Below are 18737 nucleotides of genomic sequence, written 5' to 3'. Positions count from 1 at the left end.
TTTCCTTTCCTCCGGCGGGTCTCACCGGTCGATGGCCGCCGCGACCGCGGCGACGTGCGGTGCGCGCACGATGCTGTAGTGGGTCGCGGGCAGCTCGTGCCACTGGCTCGGGTCGGGCAGCAGCGCGCGCCAGCCGCTTCGGTCGGCGACCGGCAGCCCCGGTTCGGGTTCGGCGGCGAGCCAGACCTGGGTCGGGGTCGCGTTCAGGCGGGGCAGCTGGTGCCCGGCCATGCTGCGCAGGTTGGCCCGGCACGCGCTGGCCAGCCGTCGGGCGTGCTCGCCCGCGGTGCCGCCGGACGCGCCCAGCTCGCGTTCGAAAACCGCTTCCAGCTGGGCGTCGGTGTAGTCGGCGGCGCTCGCACCGGGCGGCGGCGGGTCGAGAAGATGCAGTCGCCGCACCGGATTCCCGGCTGCCTCGGCTTCGCCGGCCATGCCGGCAGCGACCCAGGCACCGAACGACCAGCCGGCCAGCTGCCAGCTGCGGCCGGGCAGTTTCGCTCGCAGCGCCGCGTAATACCGCCGGGATCGGTCCGCGACCGACCACCCGGGCGGTTCGGGCAAGCTCAGCGCCGGGTCGGCGATCACACAGACGCCGAGGCTCGGGTCCAGTGCCGCGACGAGCGCGCGGTACGCGTGGACGTCGCCGCCGACCGGGTGCACGAGACAGACTGCGGCGCGGCCAGTCCCCTGCCGCCAGACCTGAACGGTCACTTCGCCGCTGTCGCCGGTTTCGGTGAGCTTCGCGAGCATCGCGGCCACCGTCACTTCCGGGCCGAGCCAGGCGAGGTCGAGGTCGACGCCGAAGAGCCGCTTCACCGAGTCGACGACGTCCAGCAGCGTCAGGGAATCCGCGCCTAGGTCGTAGAGCGGGACGTCCGGGTCCAGCTCCGCGACGCCCAGGAGGGCGCGTACTTCCTCGGCCAGCTCCGCCTCGGGCTCGGCGGCCGGGGTGGTCATGACCGTTGCCTCGCGTTCGTGGAACGCGCGCGCGTTTTCCAGTCCGGTTGTCGCGACCAGGACCTGCGGCAGGCCCGCGGCCAAGGCTCGTGCGAAGGCACGGCGGCCCTCTTCGACGCTCAGGCCGACAGCCAGGTGAGCTTGGTGCCGGGTGTCGGCTTCCAGTGCGGTGACGGCCATTCCGGTGTCGCGCCAGACATCCCAGCCGATGGAGAGCCGAGCGGTCGGGCCTTCCAGATGGGCGAGAGCGTCGAGGAACCCGTTCGCGGCCGCGTAGTCCAGCTGGCCGGTTCCGCCGAACTGGGCGGACAGCGAGGAGCAGTAGACGACGTAGGCGGGCTGGCGGCGTGCGATGAGTTGTTCGGCCAGGAGCGCGCCCGCGAGTTTGACGGTTTGGGTGGCCTCGCTGCGGGTCGCGATCAGGCTGCCGTCCGGGTTTCCGGCCGCGTGCACGATTCCGGCGAGGGGCGCGTCGAGGCGGGCGTCGATCTCGTCGGCGGTGACGGTCGTGAGGTCGGCGGCCAGCAGCTCGACGCGATCCGCCCAAGGCCGGAGTGCGTCGGGCAGGTGCGGGTCGCGGGCAAGCAGCACGACGTGGCCGGTGGTGCGGGTCAGCAGTTCTTCGGCGACCGCGGTGCCGATGCCGCCGGTGCCGCCGAGGACCAGGTGGGTCCCGTCGGTCGCGACCGGTTCGGCGGCGCGGACCGGCGCGCTGTCCGGCGTCCACCAGTACCCGGCGCGGAGGGCGACGCGTTCCGGCGGCGTCGGCCCGGTGAGGAGATCGGCGAGCGGAGCCAGCTCCGGTGTCGGGAGGTCGATCCAGTGGCCGGGCACGCCGCTTTCCTGCGGGCCGACCGCGGTCACTCCGGCCAGCAGCCCAGCTTCGGGGCGCGTGACGGCGGCGTTCGCCGGTGCTGCGCCGGAGGAAACCCACCAGGTCCGGACTGACCGGTCGTGGGCCGCGCGCAGGAGGGCGGCCGGGGTGTCCAGACAGGCCCACGTCGCGCGGTGCACGGACGCTTCGCCGAGCGGACCGGTGACGCCGAGAGGGAGGGTATGGAGCCAGTCGATTCCGTCGTCCGGCAAGGTATCGAGGACTTTCCGGAGGGACGCCGGGTCGGCCAGGTCGGCTTCGAAAGCGTCGGGACCGAGGCGAGCAAACCGTTCGGCAGCGTGGACCCGGACGACGCGGGGGTACGCGGCGTCGAGCGCGGGGGCGGTCAGCGGGCCGTCGCCGGCGATGACGAGCAGGCGGCGGTCGCTTCGCGGAATCGCGGTGGCGGCGCGGCGGAGGCGAATCCAGGTGGGCTGGTGCAGCCACTCGCTTTCCGGCAGCCGGGTGATCGCCGGAGGCCGGGGGAAGTCGAAGATCTGGGTGGCGAAGGCCGGGGGCGGGAAGTCCCATGGCGCGGGGGCATGGGAGTGGCCCCAGCCGACCGGTTCTCCGGCCAGCCAGGCGGCGGCCGGATCGGTGCGGTTCGACGCGGTTTCTCCCGCCGCCACGCCCGACCCAGCCGCTTCTCCGGGCACCTCGCGCGGCTCGGCCGTGCGCAGCCACGCGACCGCCTCCGCAGCGTCTTCGCACGCCGCCGCGATACGCCAGCGGCCGGCCGGGCGGCCGGTTTGCAGGTGTCGCAGCACGTCCGCATAGGACTCCGGGTGCGAGGTCAGATACTCCGCCACCCGGGACGCCTCGATCCGCAGTGCGGCCGAGCTGCGCGCCGAAAGCACCATGCACCGCAACGGTTCCGGAGGTTCCGGCGGCGCTGGGCGGACCGACTCCACCAGCACGTGCGCGTTGGTTCCGCCGATGCCGAAGCTGCTCACTCCGGCGACCCGAGGTCCGGTTGGCCAGGGCTCGGCCTGAGTCGGCACCCGGAACGGACCCAAGTCCAGCGCCGGGTTGGGGGCGCGGAAGTCGACCGTGGGCGGGAGCACGCCGTGGTGGACGGCCAGCGTCGCGCGGATCAGGCCGGTCACCCCGGCCGCCGCGCCCAGGTGGCCGATCTGGCTCTTCACCGAGGACAACGCGCACGAGGAAGCGTCCGGCATCGCCTCGCGCAGCGCGGCGACCTCGATCGGGTCGCCGAGCCGCGTGCCTGTCCCGTGGGTTTCCACGTACCCGACCTCCGCGCCGGTGCGCCCGGCTCGGCGCAGGGCGGCCCGGATCGCCTCTCGCTGCCCGGCCGGAGACGGCGCGCTGTAGCCCTGTTTCACCGCGCCATCGTTGGTCAGCGCAGAGCCGGTCAGCACGGAATACACCGTGTCGCCGTCACGACGAGCCGCGCTCAGCGGCTTCAGCACCACGACGCCGACTCCGCTGCCGCCGACCGTGCCATCGGCGTCGTCGCTGAACGGGCGGCAGTGGCCGTCCGCCGAGAAGATGTGCCCCGGCCGGTATCGGTAGCCCTCGGCGAGGGTGACGTCGACGAGCACTCCGCCCGCCAGCATCACGTCCGCCTCTCCGCCGCGGAGCATCCCGGCGGCCTGGTGGACCGCGACCAGCGAACTCGAGCACGCGGTCTGGACGGTCAGCGCGGGCCCGGTCAGATCCAGGTGATAGGCGGCTTTGGTGGCCAGGAAGTCCTTTTCGTGGTGCAGAGCGAGCTGGAAGTCGTCCGGCAGCGCGGCGGGATCGGCCTCGCGCAGCAGCTGCCGCAGGTAGGTGTTCTCGCCGCATCCCGCGACGAGCCCGATCCGGCTCTCGCGCCCGGCGATCCCGGCGTGGGACAGGGCTTCGACGCACGCCATCAGCAATTGCCGCTGCTGCGGGTCCATCAGCGCCGCGTCGCGGTGGCTGATGCCGAAGTGCCCGGGGTCGAATTCCAGCGGCCCGGCCAGCAGGCTGCGCGCACCGACCAGCCCATCGGCGGCCGGGAACTCCTCGATGCCCCGGCGGCCGGAAACGACCAGGTCCCAGAACGCGGCCAGGTTCGGCGCGCCCGGCAGCCGCACCGCCATCCCGACGACTGCCACCGGCTCGTCGGGCACGACCTCCGCGCCAGTCCGGGCCGGGGCCGGACCGCTTTCGAGGTGGTGCGTCAGGTCCCGGAGGGTGACGTGTTCGAAGAGATCGGAAGCCGTGAACCGGTAGCCCGCCTCCGCGCACCGCAGGTGGAACCGCATCAGCGACAGGCTGGTCGCCCCCGCGGCGAAGAACGTTTCGTCCGGGCCGATCGCCGCGCCGGTCACCTCCTCGAACAGTGCGGCCAGCTCGCTCGACGGCGCCGCTGAGGTCCGGTGGAGGTCTGTCCCCGGGGTGGCGGGCGCCGCGTCGCGGTCCAGCTTCCCGCTGGGCGTGCGCGGCAGGGCGGCCACGACGCGGAAACGCTCGACCCGCGCGTGCGGCGGCAGCAGCGGCGCGACGAAATCCGCGAGTTCCGCCGCGGTCGTCATCCGGCGGCATTCGAGGAACGCGGCCAGCCGCTCGTCCTCGGCGACGACGACCGCGTTGACGACGTCGGGATGCCGCAGCAGCGCCGCCTCCACCTGCCCGAGTTCGAGCCGGTGCCCGCTGAGCTTGACCTGCCGGTCGGCGCGGCCGTCGAAGTGCAGCAGGCCGGCCCGGTCGAAATGCGCGAGGTCGCCGCTGCGGTAGTGCAGCTCGGGCAGTTCGGCGAACTTCTCCGCACCCGCGCCGCCGAGGTAGCAGCGGTTCGCCGCGAGACCGCCGATCAGCAGTTCGCCGACCTGCCCGGGCGGCAACGGCGCGCCCGCAGCGTCCGCGACCCGGAGTTTCGCGTTCGCCACCGGATGGCCGATCGCGGGCCGCTCGGGCCAGTCCGCCGGATCGCCGTCCAGGGTCAGCGCGCTGACGACATGGGTTTCGGTCGGGCCGTAGTGGTTGTGCAACCGCGCACCGGGCAGCCCGGCGAACCAGCGCCGGATCGCCGGGGTGCACACCAGCTGCTCGCCGGCGGTGACGACGTCACGCAGCCGCGACGGGTACCGGCCGAGCCGGGCACCGTGCTCGGCGAGCAGCTGCAAGGCCACGTAGGGCAGGAAAATCCGTTCGATGCCGGCGGTTTCCAGCTGGTCCAGCAGAGCCGGGACGTCCCGGCACCACTCTGGGCGGACCAGATGCAGGGCGCCGCCGCCGCAGAGAGTCGTGAAGATCTCCTGGAACGACACGTCGAAGGACAGCATCGAGAACTGCTGCGTCGCGGCGGGCGGGAAGTCCTGCCACTGCACCAAATTGGCCAGCGTGCGGTCCGGGACGCGCACGCCCTTCGGCGATCCGGTCGAGCCTGAGGTGAACAACGTGTAGAGCGGACGGCCGGCGTGCTGCACCGGGACGTCCGGCACCGGCCCGTCCGCGAGCGTCACGAATCGCCGCTCGACGTCGGTCTCGAAGGTCTCCCCCGCCGCGAGCAGCACGCAGCGCGGCTGAACCTGGCCGAGCATGTCGCGCAGCAGCCCGGGCGGATATCCGGGATCCAGCGGCACGGCGGTGATGTTCCGCTTCGCCAGCGCGAGAAGCGCGACGACGTGCTCGGCGGACGGCCGGAAGTACAGCGCGATGTCGGTCGCATCGGCGGGCAAGGTCGCGGCGAGGCGGGCCGCGTGCGCGTCCAGCTCGGCATAGGTCAGCGTCGTTTCACCGACCAGCGCTGGGGCGTCCGGCGTCCGCGCGACCTGACGAGCGAAGCCGTCCGCCACCGTTTCCCAAGCCAGATCCGTCGCCGGGCCCCGGCCGTGCTCGCGACGGTACGGCTCGGCCAATTCGGCCGGGGTCCGGGCGGTGCCGTGCAGCGCCCTCTCGAAGACGTCGCCGAGGACCGCCGCTTCGGCTTCGGTGAAGTGCCCCGCCCCGTACTCCCACAGGCAGTCGAAACCGCCGGCGCGCTCCACCACCGAAAGCGTCAGCGCGCACTTGGCTTCGGCAGCTTCAATCCATTGTGGACTAAGTGTGCAGCCGGGCAGCCGCAAAGCGTCGAATTCCGTGTTCTCCAGGACGAACAAATAATCGAAGGCCGCGTAGTCGGGATCGAGGTCGGCGAACGCGACATCCTGCGCGTCCAGGGCCGCCCCCGAGGCCGCGCCGAGCCGGCGAAGCTGGCTGCCGAGCTCTTCGTCCGGGTCGACCGACAACGGAATCCGCACCGTGTTGGCGAACATCCCGACGCTGTTCTCGAACGCTTGGACCGGCCGGTTCGCCACTGGGGCGGCGATTCGCGGACGGGTTCGCCCGGTCACCGCGTACAGGCTCCAGGAAAACACGCCCAGCAGGAGCTGGAACCGGGTCAGGCCCAGCTCCGCGGCCCATTCGTCGACCCGCGCGCGGTCGATGCGGGTCGTGCGCAGCCGTCCGGCCAGCGACGCTTCGGCGAGCGGCTCTGCGTCGTCGGAGCGCTCGGTCAGCTGAGCGCGGTAACCGGGGGAAGCGAACCAGCGGGCCTGCCAGGCGGCGAAGTCGAGCGGGGTGTGGGCCTCGGGCTCCGGCGCGGCGCCGGACAGCTCGCGGAACAGGACGTTGAGCGACCAGCCGTCGACCGCGATGTGGTGCAGGCACAGCAAGAACGTGCCGTCGGATCGCCACGCGGCGCGCAGCAACCGGCCACCGGCGAGGTCGAACGGGGCGGTGAAGAAGTCGTCGGACGCCTCGGTCCACGGGTCGTAGGACGCTTTCACCACCTGCCGCAAGCCGTCCGCGGCGGCCTCGAACGCGGTCCGCAGCGCCGGGTGCCGTTCGACCACGTCGCGCACGCTCCGGCGCAATGCCTCGACATCCGGAGAGCCGGTGACTTGGAAAGCGAGCGGCACCTGGTAGGCAGTGGACGCCGGATTCCGTTGCTGCAGCAGCCAAAGCCGTTGCTGTTCACTGGTAGCCGGGGCAGTGGCGGCAGTGGTTGGCGCGGCGGGCTCCGGGTAGTCCGCCCGGCCCGCTTCCGAGATCGCGGCGGCAAGGTCGGCGAAGGTGCCCCGCTGCACGACCGAAGGCGCGAGGTCCGCGCCCCAGCGTTCCCGGATCGCGAACCGCAGCCGCAACGCCTTGAGCGAGTCGCCGCCGGACCGCAGCCAGGTGTCGAGCGGCCGGGCCTGCGGGATGCCGAGAACGTCCGAAACGACGGCCAGGACTTCGCGCTCCCACGCGGTCGCCGCACCGCCGGCTTCCGGCCGCCACGGCGCGAAACCCCCGGCCAGCAGCGCGGTCTCGTCCACTTTGCCGTTCGCGTTCCGAGGCAGCTCGCCAAGCCGGAACACGTGGTGCGGCCGCAGATAGACCGGAACGGTTTCGGCCAGATGGGTTTCGAACGCCTCGAAGGTCAGCTGATCCGCCACTACGAAGGCGAGCAGTTCGGCCGTCGCCGCGCGGCGCACCGCCACGTGCGCCTGCCGGATCCGCGGATGCGTGAGGAGCCGCTGCTCAAGCTCCCCCGGCTCGACCCGGAACCCGCGGACCTTCACCTGCCGGTCGGTGCGCCCGACGTAGGCGTAACGCTTGCCCGGCAGCACGCGGACCAGGTCCCCGGTGCGATAGAACCGCGCACGCCCGTCGTCCAGCCACGGCAGCCGGACGAACCGCTGGCCGGTTTCCGCGGGCAGGCCGCGGTAGCCCAGTGCGACCCCGGCCCCGGACAGGTACAACTCGGCGACCTCGCCTTCCGCCGCCACCCGCTCGTCCGCGGTCACCGCGACCGCACCGGTGCCGGGCAGCGGACGGCCGATCGGCACCACGTCGGCGTCGAAGTCGCGCGGAATGGCGTAGCTGAGCGCGAAAGTCGTCGTCTCCGTCGGGCCGTAACCGTTCTGCAGCGTCGTCGGCGAATCCGGGTTGGCCTGGTACCACCGGCGGATCAGCGGGGCGTTCAGCTGCTCCCCGCCGATGACGACCCGGCGTACCGTCGCGAAGCTGCCCGGCACCGTCTCCGCGACCGCGTTGAACAGCGTCGCGGTCACGAACATCGTGTCGATGCGTTCGCGGACCAAGGCGTCGGAGAACGCCTGCGGGTCGCCCACGGTCGCTTCGTCCAGGATCACGCACGCGCCGCCGGTCAGCAGCGGCACCCACACTTCGAAGCTGAGCGCGTCGAACGCGGGGTTGGCCAAGCAGGCGAACCGCGTGCCGTGGTCCAGCCAGCCCGGTTCGGCCAGGCGAAGGACGCCGGCGTCCCGGACCTCGACGCCTTTGGGCCGTCCGGTCGTTCCCGAGGTGTAGAAGAGGAACGACGCGGGTGCGGGGTCGGCGGGCGCTCGCTCCGCGGATTCGGCGAGGAGTTCGGCCGCGGAGAGCGGAGGCAGGCCGGGCAGCCCGTCGTGGACGACCGCGAACGCGCCCGCGTCGGCGAGGATCACGTCCCGGCGCGCGGGCGGGCTCTGCCGGTCCAGCGGCACCACCTGGCCGCCGAGATAGAGCACGCCGAGCATGACCTGGACCAGGTCCAGCGAGCGCGGCAGACCGACGGCGACCGCGTCCCCCGGCCGGACTCCCCGGCGGGACAACGCTTCCGCGACGGCGGCGGCTCCGCCCGCCAGCTCCGCGTAAGTCAGCCGGCGAGGGCCGTCGGACACGGCGAGGGCGTCCGGATGCCGCGAGGCCCGGTCGTGGACGCGGCGGGCGATCGAGGTCATCGGCCCGCCAGCTCGGCCGTGATGACCTTGGCGACCAGCGGCAGCGCGTCGCTTTCGAGCATGTCCCAGTGCCCGCAATCGGCTGGGATCACCTCGAACTCGCCGCGAGCGCGACGGTGCCAGAACTGCGCGGCGTCCGGCAGCGGGTCCTCGCCGACCGCCTGGACGAACACGACGCGCGCCCGCGTCTCACCGGGGTCGTGCTCGCGTGCGGTCAGCCGGTTGTGGTTGTACGTGCGGTGGTAACGCTCGATCTGGGCGTCTTCGATGCCGGGATACATTCCGTTGAACCGCACCAGCTTGTCGCGGAACTCGGCGGCGGAGACCGGCGCGATCGCGGCCCGGCCGGCCGGGTCGTCGGTGGCGTTGGTGTCGAGCAGCACGACGCTGACCCGGGAGTCGCGGGCAGCCAGCCGCCGTCCCATTTCGTAGGCGACCAGCCCGCCGTAGGAGAGTCCGCAAAGGACCAGGGTTTCTTCCGGCCGCGGGTCGACCAGCCGCAGGTACTCCTCCGCCATCGCTTCGACGCTCGGCAGCAGCTCCTCCCCCGGGTTCAGCCCCGGAGACTGGATGCCGACGACGCCGGCCTCCTCGGGCAGCAGCGCGCTGAGCGGCAGGTAGCAGAACGCGGTCCCGCCCGCCGGGTGCACGCACACCACGCGCGCCTGGCCGGCCCCGCGGCGGAACTCGATGAGGCTGCCGTCGTCGCCCGCCGGCCGGTCCGCGCGCAGCAGTGCCGCCTGCGCCTCGATGGTCGGGTGCACGAGGACGTCGCGGATCGGCAGCTCGCGGCCGAACTCCGTGCCGATGGCGTGCGCCAGTTTGATCGCCGAGATCGACGTGCCGCCGACGTCGAAGAAGTCGTCCGAGACGCCGATCGCGGGGTGCAGCAACAGATTCCGCCAGATCCGCAGCAGCGCCAGCTCGACGTGATCACGCGGCGCGGCGGTGTTGACGGCGGCGGGCGCGTTCGTCCGAGCCCGCGCCAGCACCGCGTCGCGGTCGAGCTTGCCGCTGCGGTTCACCGGCAACCGGTCGAACTCCGCGAACACCGACGGGATCATGTAATCCGGCAGCCGGCCGGCGAGCGCGGCGCGCCATTCGTGCGGAGTCCGCTCGCCGCCGGCCACGCCCGCGACGAGCCGCGGCTCGCCTTCGCGGTCCACCAGCACCGCCGCCTCGCGGACCCCGGGCACGGCCAGCAGCGCCGCCGTCACCTCGCCGGGCTCGATGCGAAAACCGCGCAGCTTGATCTGGTCGTCTAGACGCCCGACGTACTCGGCTTGGCCGTCCGGACGCCATCGAGCCAGGTCGCCGGTGCGATACATGCGTTCGCCGGGCACGAACGGATCCGCGACGAACCGCTCGGCCGTCAGGTCCGGACGATGCAGATAGCCGCGCGCCAGGCACTCGCCGGCCAGAAACACCTCGCCCGCCACACCCGGCGGAACCGGGCGGCGTCGCTCGTCGAGCAGGTACAGCCGCGACCCGGGCAACGGCCGTCCGATCGGGGCCGGCCGGTCGACCAGCTGCGGATCGAAGCAGGCGGTGGCGTACAGCGTGGCTTCGGTCGGTCCGTACCCGAAACAGATCCGCAAGCCAGGCAACGCGGCAGCGAACCGGGCCAGCGCGGCCTCCGGCAGCGGTTCCACTCCGGTCAGGGCCTGGCGCAGCGCGAGCCCGGCCGCCCGGCCCGGGTCCTCGTCGATCCATCGGATGTAGGCAGGCGGCAGAAACGCTTGCACCACCCGGTGTTCCCGCAGCCACGCCATCAGCGCGGCCGGATCAGGGCGGATGGCCTCGGGCACGACGTGCAGTACCGCGCCGCTCGTCAGCGGCAGCAGGAGTTCGTGCACCGACGCGTCGAAACCGATGCTCGACCAGGCCGAGGTCGCCTCGCCGGGCGTCGCGCCGAACCGGTCCAGCCACTGGTCGAACAGGGCGAGGACACTGCGGTGGGACACCGCGACGCCCTTCGGACGCCCGGTCGAGCCGGAGGTGTAGATGACGTAGGCGGTATCGCCGAGGCCGGTCGCGACTGGTCTTCGGGTCTCGTCGCCGTCGGCTTCCAGGGCTGGGATGTCGCCGTCCAGGACCAGCACCGGACGCGCGTCCTCGACCATCGCCGCCCGCCGGGCGGGCGGTTGAGCCGGGTCGAGCGGGAGGTAAGCCGCGCCAGTCTTCAGCACGCCCAGCACCGCGACCACCAGCTCGACCGACCGTCCACTGTGGATGCCCACCACGGTGCCCGGTTTCGCTCCGCGCTCGCGCAGAGCGTTCGCCAGCTTCGTGGAACGCCGGTCCAGCTCGCCGTAGGCGAGAGTTTGGCCGTCGCACACCAGCGCAGGAGCGTCGGGGGCGGCATCGGCGTGCCCGGTGAACCGGTCGGCCAGGCCGCCGGGACGGCATTCGCCGCGCGGGCTGGTGCTCCAGGCCGTGAGGATCTCCTGGCGCTCGGCGTCGTTCAGCAGCTCGTAGCTGGTGATGTCGGCTTCCGGCCGGGAAGCCAGCTGGTCGAGCACCCGCACGAGATAGCGCGCGTACCGCTCGATGGTGGCTTGGTCGAACAGCGCGACCGCGTAATCGAGGTGCCCGCGGACGTCGCCCTGCTCGTCGGCGAGACCGAGCGCGAGGTCGAACTTCGCCGGAGCGTGCTCGATGTCGAGCGGCTCCGCCCCGACTCCGGGCAAGTCCAGCAGATCGTGCATGGTCGGCACCCAGGCGAACATCGTCTGGAACAGCGGGGTGTGCGCCGGGCTGCGCGGCGGGTTCACCAGCTCCACGACCCGTTCGAACGGCAGCTCCGCGTGGTCGATCGCGGCCCGCAGCGTGGCGCGGACCTGCTTGAGCAGCGCGCCTGCGGTGGGTGCCCGGTCGAGTTCGGCCCGCACCGCCAGGGTGTTGACGAAGAAGCCGATCGTCTCCGCGTACTCGCCGCCGCGGTTGGCAGTCGGGACGCCGACGACGAGGTCCTTCTGCGCGGACAGCCGGGACAGCAGAATGAACCAGCCGGTCAGGATCGTGGAGTAGAGCGTGACGCCGTGCTCGCGTGCCACCGTCTTCAGCCGGGCGGTGAGGTCTGGACCAAGGGAAACCGGTACCCGTGCGCCGCGATAGTCCTGCTGAGCCGGGCGCGGGCGGTCGGCGGGCAGTTCGAGCACCGGCGGGACTTCGCCGAGCTGCTCCCGCCAGTACTTCTCGTGCGGCGCTGGTCCGTCGCCGGCGAGCCAGTCCTGCTGCACCTGGGAATGCTCGCGATACGGCCGCGCCGGATCGCCAGGCTGCTGCGCCGAGTACAACGCGCCCAGTTCGCGCAGCAGCACGTTTCGGGACCAGCCGTCGAAAACGGCGTGCTGCACGGTGATGAGCAGGACGTGGTCGGCTTCGCCCAGCACGAGCAACCGGGCGCGGGCCAGCGGAGCCCGCGTCAGGTCGAACGGCGCGGTCAGCTCCCGCTCCACCACTTCTTCCGGCCGACCGGCGACCTCGGTGACGATGAGCGGGAACCCGTGCCCGGCCGGTTCGACGACCTGGACCGGACTGCCGTCTTCCACGACGATCCGAGTGCGCAACGCCTCGTGCCGGTCGGCGAGCGCGGCGAAGGCTCGTTGCAGGGCTTCGCGGTCCAGCGGCCCCCGCAGGGCGAAGGCCATCGATTCGTTGTAGGCCGCGCCGGCCCCGTCCAGCTGGGAAACAGTCCAAAGACGCTGCTGTCCGGACGACAACGGTGCGAACAGGCGCATCGAGGACGGCCTTTCCGGGTGGGGCGGTGCTGCTTCGAGCGGGCGCAGCGGAGATTTGCTCTTTCCGGGCAGTTAACCCCACACGATCGGCCCATGATCAAAAGTGTGCCCGGAAGTCCCCTCGGCGGTTCCCCGTTGCCGCCTTCGCGTACCGGTCACCGGCACCGGGCGCGGGGAGCCGACGGCCGTCCGGCCGCCAGCTCCCCGCGTCCGGTCAGCAGTCGATCGCCGCGTCCGCCCAGTCCGCGTGGTCGTAGGTGTTTCCGTCGCCCGCATCGGTGACTCGCAGGTCGGCCACGGTGACGCCGGTCAGGTCCGCGGTCAGCGGCGCGGCCGCCGCACCGTGGCGCTGCACGCCGGTCGAGGCGAGGCGTTTGCCGTCGCCCCACACCTCGAAGGTCACCGTGCCGCCGCCGGACTCGTCGTCCACGCCGGTCTTGGCGGTGAAGGCACGACATCCTCCGCCGAGGAAGACGCGCACCGACGACGGAGCGTGCGCTCCCAGCCCGGTCGGATAGCGGACCCCGGCGATGGTGATCGGATGCCCGTCGCCCGCGGCGGTCTCGCCGTTGCTCGTGTCGCGCTCCACCGGTCCCCAGCCATTGTCGCTGGACACGAACGGCAGGGCGGAAACCTGCGACTGCCCGGCCGGGGGAACGGTCGCGGCCAGGACCGGGGCCGCCGCGGTCCGCGTGACGGTCTCGCCCGCGACGCTGAAGGTTGCCTCAGCGCTCAGCGCCAGCGGACCGGCGGGCTGGGCACCCGTGGGCCGGACCGTCCACTGGTGCGTCCAGGCACTGGTGGTGCGCGGAACCGGCACAGTCGCGCCGTGGTCGACGGCCCAGCCGGACGGAACCGTCAGGCGCGCCGAACCTCCCTGCAGCGCAGGCGATCCGTCGTTGTGCAGGGTCGTCGTCACGGTGAACGCGTGATCGGTCGCGGTGACCTCCGGCGCGCTGAGCGCCAGCGTGGTCAACGGCGTTCGCGCGCCGCCGCCCGGCCACACCCGGTAGACGACCGCGCCGTGCGCCGCGACGGTCCCGTGCAGGTCGCCGGCGCTGTGGCTTTCCTCGCCCGACCAAAGATCCCGGACCCGGTATTGCCCGGAGTGGCGGATGCCGAGGTCGGCCGCCCGCACCGCGACGTCGGCCGCCGCACCGCCCCGGTTGAACAGCACCACCGCCGCGGACCCGTCCGACATCGGTTTGGCCCACACCTCGACGTCGCCGTCGTCGCGGATCTTGTGCCCCTGTTTGCCGCCCCAGTCCTGATCGAGCGCGATCAGGTCCTTGTTCTCGAGGATCTTCGCGGTCGCCGGGTCCATCGACCGGAGGTCGTTGCCCGCGATCAGCGGTGCGTTCAGCAGTGCCCACAGCGAGAAGTGCGCGCGGTACTCGGCGTCGGTCATGCCGCCGTTGCCGACCTCGAGCATGTCCGGGTCGTTCCACGCGTTCGGTCCGGAGTACTGCTCAAGGCCGACCTGCTCGTCCAGAATCTTCGTGAAGCTGTTCCAGTTGTCGCTGATGTCGCCGGTCGTGCGCCAGAGTTCCCCGTACCGCGCACCCCACAGCCACGGCTCGTTCTCGCCCCACTCGCAGAGCGACAGGACGATCGGCCGGCCGGTCGCCCGCAGCGCGTCCGACATCGCCTGATAGCGCTCGGTCGCCGGGCGGCCTTCGTTGTTGCAGTTGTCGTACTTCAGATAGTCCACGCCCCACTGCGCGAACTTGCGCGCGTCGGCGGTCTCGTGGTCGAGGCTCGCCGGGAATCCCGCGCAGGTCTTGGTTCCCGCCGAAGAATAGATGCCGAGCTTGAGCCCGCGGGCGTGCGCGTAATCGGCGAGCGCCGCGATGCCGTGCGGGAAGCGTTTCGGATCAGGCTGCAGGTCGCCGTTAGCGTCGCGCGCGGGCGCCATCCAGCAGTCGTCGATGTTGAGATACCGGTAACCGGCGTCGCGCATCCCGTGCGCGACCATGGCATCGGCGGTCTGGCGGATCAGGTTTTCGTCGATCGCGCAGCCGAACTTGTTCCAGCTGTTCCAGCCCATCGGCGGAGCGGGCAGCAGGTTCTGCCCCGGCACGGCGGAGGCCGGCGGGCCGACTGCCGCGGCCAGAGCCGAGAGCACGACGCCCGACAGGAGCCCGGCCAAGATTCGACGCATCTCATCACCTCGCTGTGAGTTCCTCGCGTGCCTCCTTCCGAGTAGATCAGCAGATCAAACACGGGCAAACTGCACTGCACACAAATGCACACGGATGCCGCACGACTAACGGAGGGTACGGCCCCAGCCGGCGACCGGTGCACCGTTGACCGGAACACGCGGATGGCCTAGGAAAGCCCAGTCGAGATGGCGATCGCGGCCGGGACTGAGCCGGACAGAGGAGCCCGCTCGACGGGACGGGAAATCGAACAACAAAGAACACAATTGAACGCTCTGGCTCGATGCGGACGGCGCGGACGGCGCGGACGGTGTGGACGGCGCGGACGGCTCCGAACCCAGCTCGCCGTCAAGACGCCGCAACCCGCGTCCGTGAAGGGAACATTGAGGGACTCTGAGTCCTTGTGCAACTGCGGAAGATCGGTGTCACTCGGACGACGTGGTTTGGGTCTTCTGCCGGAGTCTCTCATAGGGTGTTTGGCCGTAGAGTCCACCGTGGGGCCGGTCGTAGTTGTAGTAGTCCTGCCATTCCTTGAGGCGGCTGTTGAAGACGTTCACATCGTCGATGACGACGCCGTCGAGGAGGCGGTAGAACTCCTCGGCGTCGATGCGGTGGGAGCGCTCCACCTTGCCGTTCAGGTGGGGCGTGCGGGGCTTGATGTAGACGTGCCCGATGCCTTTGTCGAGGACGTGCCAGTGGAACTGGGTGCCGAACTCGGTGCCGTTGTCGGTCTGGATCTTCTCGACGGCGAACGGCAGTTGGGACAGCACGTAGTCGAGGAACTGGATCGCGGTTTTCTGGTTGAGCGTCGAGTAGATCTTCAGGATCCGCAGGCGCGTGCAGTCGTCGATTGCGGTGAACTGGTAGAACTTCCCCCGCCGCCCGACCGGCTTCAGCGTCACCCCCGCCTTGCCGGCCGGGGGCAGCGGTTCGACGAACTTGACGTCGATCTGCACCTGGTGCCCCGGGCGCTGCTTCTCGTACCGTTTCCACCGGCGGTCGTGGCGGCGATACCGCTGCGACGCGGGCAGCCTGCCCAAGTCCAGGCGGCACAGGATCCGCCACACGGTCGATCGGCTGATCGTGACGTCGTGATAGCGCCGCAGGTACATCGCGATCTTCTCGGGCCCGAAGTGGTAGTTGCGCCGCAGATGGACGATCTTGTCGACCACCTCGGCCCGGGTCGCGTTCGGACTGGTCCGCGGCCGCCTCGACCGCTCCCGCAGCCCGTCTACGCCCTCGGTCTCGTAGCGGCGCAGCCACCGGTAGTACGTCGGCCTGCTGATCCCGTAGTACCGGCAAGTCAGCGCGACGTTCCCGGACACTTCCTCGACATGACGCAGGACCGCGAGACGCCGACGCGCCTCGCGGTCCAACTGGGGCTCACTCACCCGAACTCCCTATGATCAACAAGTCCGGGTGTCAACCATGTCCCGCAGTTTTAGAGGGAATCCAAGTCCCTCAAGGGGCCCTTCACGGACATCCGCTCGCGATCTCGGCACGCCAGCCAATTGAGACACGCTCTAACACCGCCCGGCTAAACACTGCCCGGCTAACACTGCCCGTCCGCGATCACCCAGTACGCCGGTGAAGTCTCGCGCAACGTATGCGTGACAAAAACGTTCCACAGTCCCATATCCTGCCCTGAACCGTTCGCATAGACCTCGCCACTGGTCTGGTGCGCCCGGCCTTCCTGGGTGTGGGCGTAGTTGCTCGCCGTCACGCAGGCGCCCGGCACCGAAGTGGCGGAGGTCGTCGGCGGAGCGGACGTCGTCGTTCCGCCGGAATCCTTGTCCAGTCCCCAGAACACCGCGGTGTAGTAGCTGGAACAGATCCCGGCCAGGAAATACGCCGCGGTGCTGCCGCATTGCGTCGCACCGGTGCCCGGGTCGACCGCCGTGCCGTGGCCCATGCCGGCGACCGAGTACCACTGGACCTGGTCGCCGTAGCTGGTCAGCGTCGTGCCGCCGGGCAGGGACTGGGTGCTCGTCGGCGTCTGGGAGATCCCGTGCACCGCTGTCCACTGGTCGCGCAGCTCGGTGCCGTTCACCGGATAGACCGTGTAGTCGCCGGTGCCCTGCCAGATCGCGACGCGCGGCCACGGTCCGGTATAGCCGGGATTCTGTGCGGTCACCCGGGAGGCCCACTGCGCCGGTGTCAGGTGCTGGTCGTTCTGCTGACAGCTCGTCGCCTGCGTCACGCTCGTGGCGCACTGGGCGGGCAGGCCGGCGTTGATCCCGCCGCCGGCGAAGACATCCGGGTACGCGGCAAGCAGATCGGCAGTCATCCCGCCGCCCGCGGACAGGCCGGTGACATATATCCGCGAACGGTCCGAACCATGGTCGGCGACGGCTTTGTCCACCATGGACTTCACGGACGCGGCCTCGCCGTTGCCGCGGGTGTCGTCGGCGGGATCGAACCAGGTGAAGCAGCTCAGCGAGTTGTTCGCGGACGAAGTCTGCGGGAACACGACCTCGAACTGCCACCGGTCAGCCAGTTCCGGCCAGCCGGAATGGGCGTAGTAGTCCGCGGCGCTCTGCGTGCATCCGTGCAGCGCCACCACGACCGGGCGGCCGGGCGCCAGCCCGGCCGGCGTGTAGGTGTACATCGCGAGATTCCCGGGATTGGCCCCGAAAGACGGCACCTGGACGAGCGATGCGGCGGGCGGGTCGGCGGACGCGGCCACCGCGGTGGCGGTCAGGACGACGGCAGCGGCCGCGGCGAGGCCGGCGGCGACGAGCTTGCGCACAGGAACTCCTTCTCGTCGATGAGAGAGCCGTTCCCGACGCTAGGGGCGGCCCGCGGCGGCAGCCATGTGGCCAGCCACCACATCGCCGCGGTGATTCGTGGTGGCCGCCGGGATGGCCGTCGCGGCCGCGTCGCGATTGGGTTCAGTCCCAGTCGAAATCGGAGGTGGACCGTGCGGAGTTGGCTTGCGGTGGTTCTGGCGGGAGCACTCGCCGCGACGGTCCCGGCGTCGGCGTCGGCTTCCGGCGCGCACTGCCGGGTCCGGGTGCCGGGTGCGGAAAAGCAGATCGCGGTCTGTCTCGACGACCTGACGACGACCGGGACGCTGGCGTCCGGGCACACCGTCCAAGCGGACTGGGCCGGGCTTACCTCGGCCGGGCTGCCCGCGCCGAGCGGCGTCCCCGGCGTCCAGGTCGACGGATACTTCCCGGACACGTCGACGGCGAACACGAACCACGGCTGGAACCACGACGCGCAGTTCGTGCTGCGCCTGCCGGACCGCTGGAACGGCGGCCTCGTCGTCTCCGGCTCGCCCGGCGTTCGGCGCCAGTACGCCAACGACCGCGCGATCGGCGACCAGGCGCTGGCCGAGGGCTACGCGTTCGCCGCGACCGACAAAGGCAACACCGGCGCGGAGTTCTACACCGACGGCGTCCGCCCCGGCGACGCTATCGCCGAGTGGAACGCCCGGGTCACGCAGCTGACCGTCGCCGCGCGGACCGCGGTGTCCCAGCACTACGGCCGCCCGCCCGCGCGGACGCTCGCCGCCGGCCTGTCCAACGGCGGCTACCTCGTGCGCTGGCAGCTGGAAAACCGGCCATGGCTGTATGACGGCGGCGTCGACTGGGAAGGCACGCTGTGGCGGCCCGACGGGCCGAACCTGCTCACCTTCCTCCCGCCCGCGCTGAAGGCGTACCCCGCCTACGCCGCCGGATCAGCCGCCGCTCACCAGTCCATTCTGGACGCGGGGTTCGCACCCGGCTCGGAATTCCTGTGGGGCTATCACTACCAGGTCTACTGGGACCTCACCCAGCGGATCTACCGGGAAGAAGTCGACCCGTCCTTCGACGGCGCGACGCAAGCCGGGACCCCGTTCTGCGCCAGCGGCACCCCGGCGTGCGACGCCGATTACGACTACGCTTCCCGGCCGCCCTCGGTCGCCCGCGCGGTGGAACGGATCTCGCTGACCGGCCGGATCGGCAAGCCGCTGCTGACCCTGCACGGCACGCTCGACAGCCTGCTGCCGATCACCCGCGACTCCGACGTCTACGACAAGATGATCGCCGACGCCGGCCGCGGCGCGCTGCACCGGTACTACCGCGTGGAAGACGGCAATCACGTCGACGGGCTGGTCGACCAGTACCCGGACCGGCTGCGGCCGCTGGGCCCGTGCTTCCGGACCGCGTTCGACGCACTGGCCGGCTGGCTGCGCGGGGTCCAGCCACCGGCGTCGGCGACGATCGCCCGCCCGGCCGGAGCCAGTGCGGCGGAGCTTGCGCGGTCCTGCTCGCTGGGGTGAGCCGCGGCCTCGGGCCCCTTCCCCGAGGCCGAAAGTCAC

Annotated in this window: 6 protein-coding genes; 1 reads left to right on the top strand and 5 read right to left on the bottom strand. The window is 71.4% G+C overall.

Annotated features, from left to right (window positions below; translation table 11 throughout):
* Positions 1-21 precede the first annotated feature (21 nt).
* The 5 genes from AMYBE_RS0107870 to AMYBE_RS0107850 all read right to left on the bottom strand — a co-directional run bounded on the left by AMYBE_RS0107870 (position 22) and on the right by AMYBE_RS0107850 (position 17180).
* Positions 22-8529, bottom strand: a complete 8508-nt coding sequence (locus AMYBE_RS0107870) for an AMP-binding protein (protein ID WP_020658810.1) — start codon at positions 8527-8529, stop codon at positions 22-24.
* On the bottom strand, positions 8526-12272 hold the full coding sequence (locus tag AMYBE_RS0107865; protein ID WP_020658809.1) for a non-ribosomal peptide synthetase: 3747 nt from the start codon (positions 12270-12272) through the stop codon (positions 8526-8528). Before AMYBE_RS0107865 ends, AMYBE_RS0107870 begins: the two co-directional genes overlap by 4 nt.
* A 214-nt stretch (positions 12273-12486) precedes the next feature.
* Complete coding sequence (locus tag AMYBE_RS0107860) at positions 12487-14433, bottom strand: NPCBM/NEW2 domain-containing protein (protein ID WP_020658808.1); 1947 nt, start codon at positions 14431-14433, stop codon at positions 12487-12489.
* Between the two features lie 423 nt (positions 14434-14856).
* Positions 14857-15807: an IS481 family transposase gene (locus tag AMYBE_RS0107855; protein ID WP_051124647.1), complete on the bottom strand. Its 951-nt coding sequence runs from the start codon at positions 15805-15807 to the stop codon at positions 14857-14859.
* Between the two features lie 176 nt (positions 15808-15983).
* A complete protein-coding gene (locus tag AMYBE_RS0107850) occupies positions 15984-17180 on the bottom strand; it encodes an extracellular catalytic domain type 1 short-chain-length polyhydroxyalkanoate depolymerase (protein ID WP_020658806.1) in 1197 nt (398 codons plus the stop codon).
* 189 nt (positions 17181-17369) lie between these two features.
* Between AMYBE_RS0107850 and AMYBE_RS0107845 the strand changes: the two genes are divergently transcribed.
* Positions 17370-18698 (top strand): 3-hydroxybutyrate oligomer hydrolase family protein, encoded by a 1329-nt coding sequence (locus tag AMYBE_RS0107845; protein ID WP_020658805.1) that lies wholly within the window; start codon positions 17370-17372, stop codon positions 18696-18698.
* Positions 18699-18737 lie beyond the last annotated feature (39 nt).

Source organism: Amycolatopsis benzoatilytica AK 16/65 (assembly GCF_000383915.1).
In the GTDB taxonomy this organism is placed as follows: Bacteria; Actinomycetota; Actinomycetes; order Mycobacteriales; family Pseudonocardiaceae; genus Amycolatopsis; species Amycolatopsis benzoatilytica.
Note: the sequence above shows the minus strand (reverse complement) of the source record. Positions and strands in the feature narration are given on the sequence as shown.

Bases quoted from the DNA above. Each gene is read 5' to 3' on its own strand.
- AMYBE_RS0107870 (WP_020658810.1), bottom strand. From the start codon at position 8,529: ATGACCTCGATCGCCCGCCGCGTCCACGACCGGGCCTCGCGGCATCCG.
- AMYBE_RS0107860 (WP_020658808.1), bottom strand. From the start codon at position 14,433: ATGCGTCGAATCTTGGCCGGGCTCCTGTCGGGCGTCGTGCTCTCGGCT.
- AMYBE_RS0107865 (WP_020658809.1), bottom strand. From the start codon at position 12,272: ATGCGCCTGTTCGCACCGTTGTCGTCCGGACAGCAGCGTCTTTGGACT.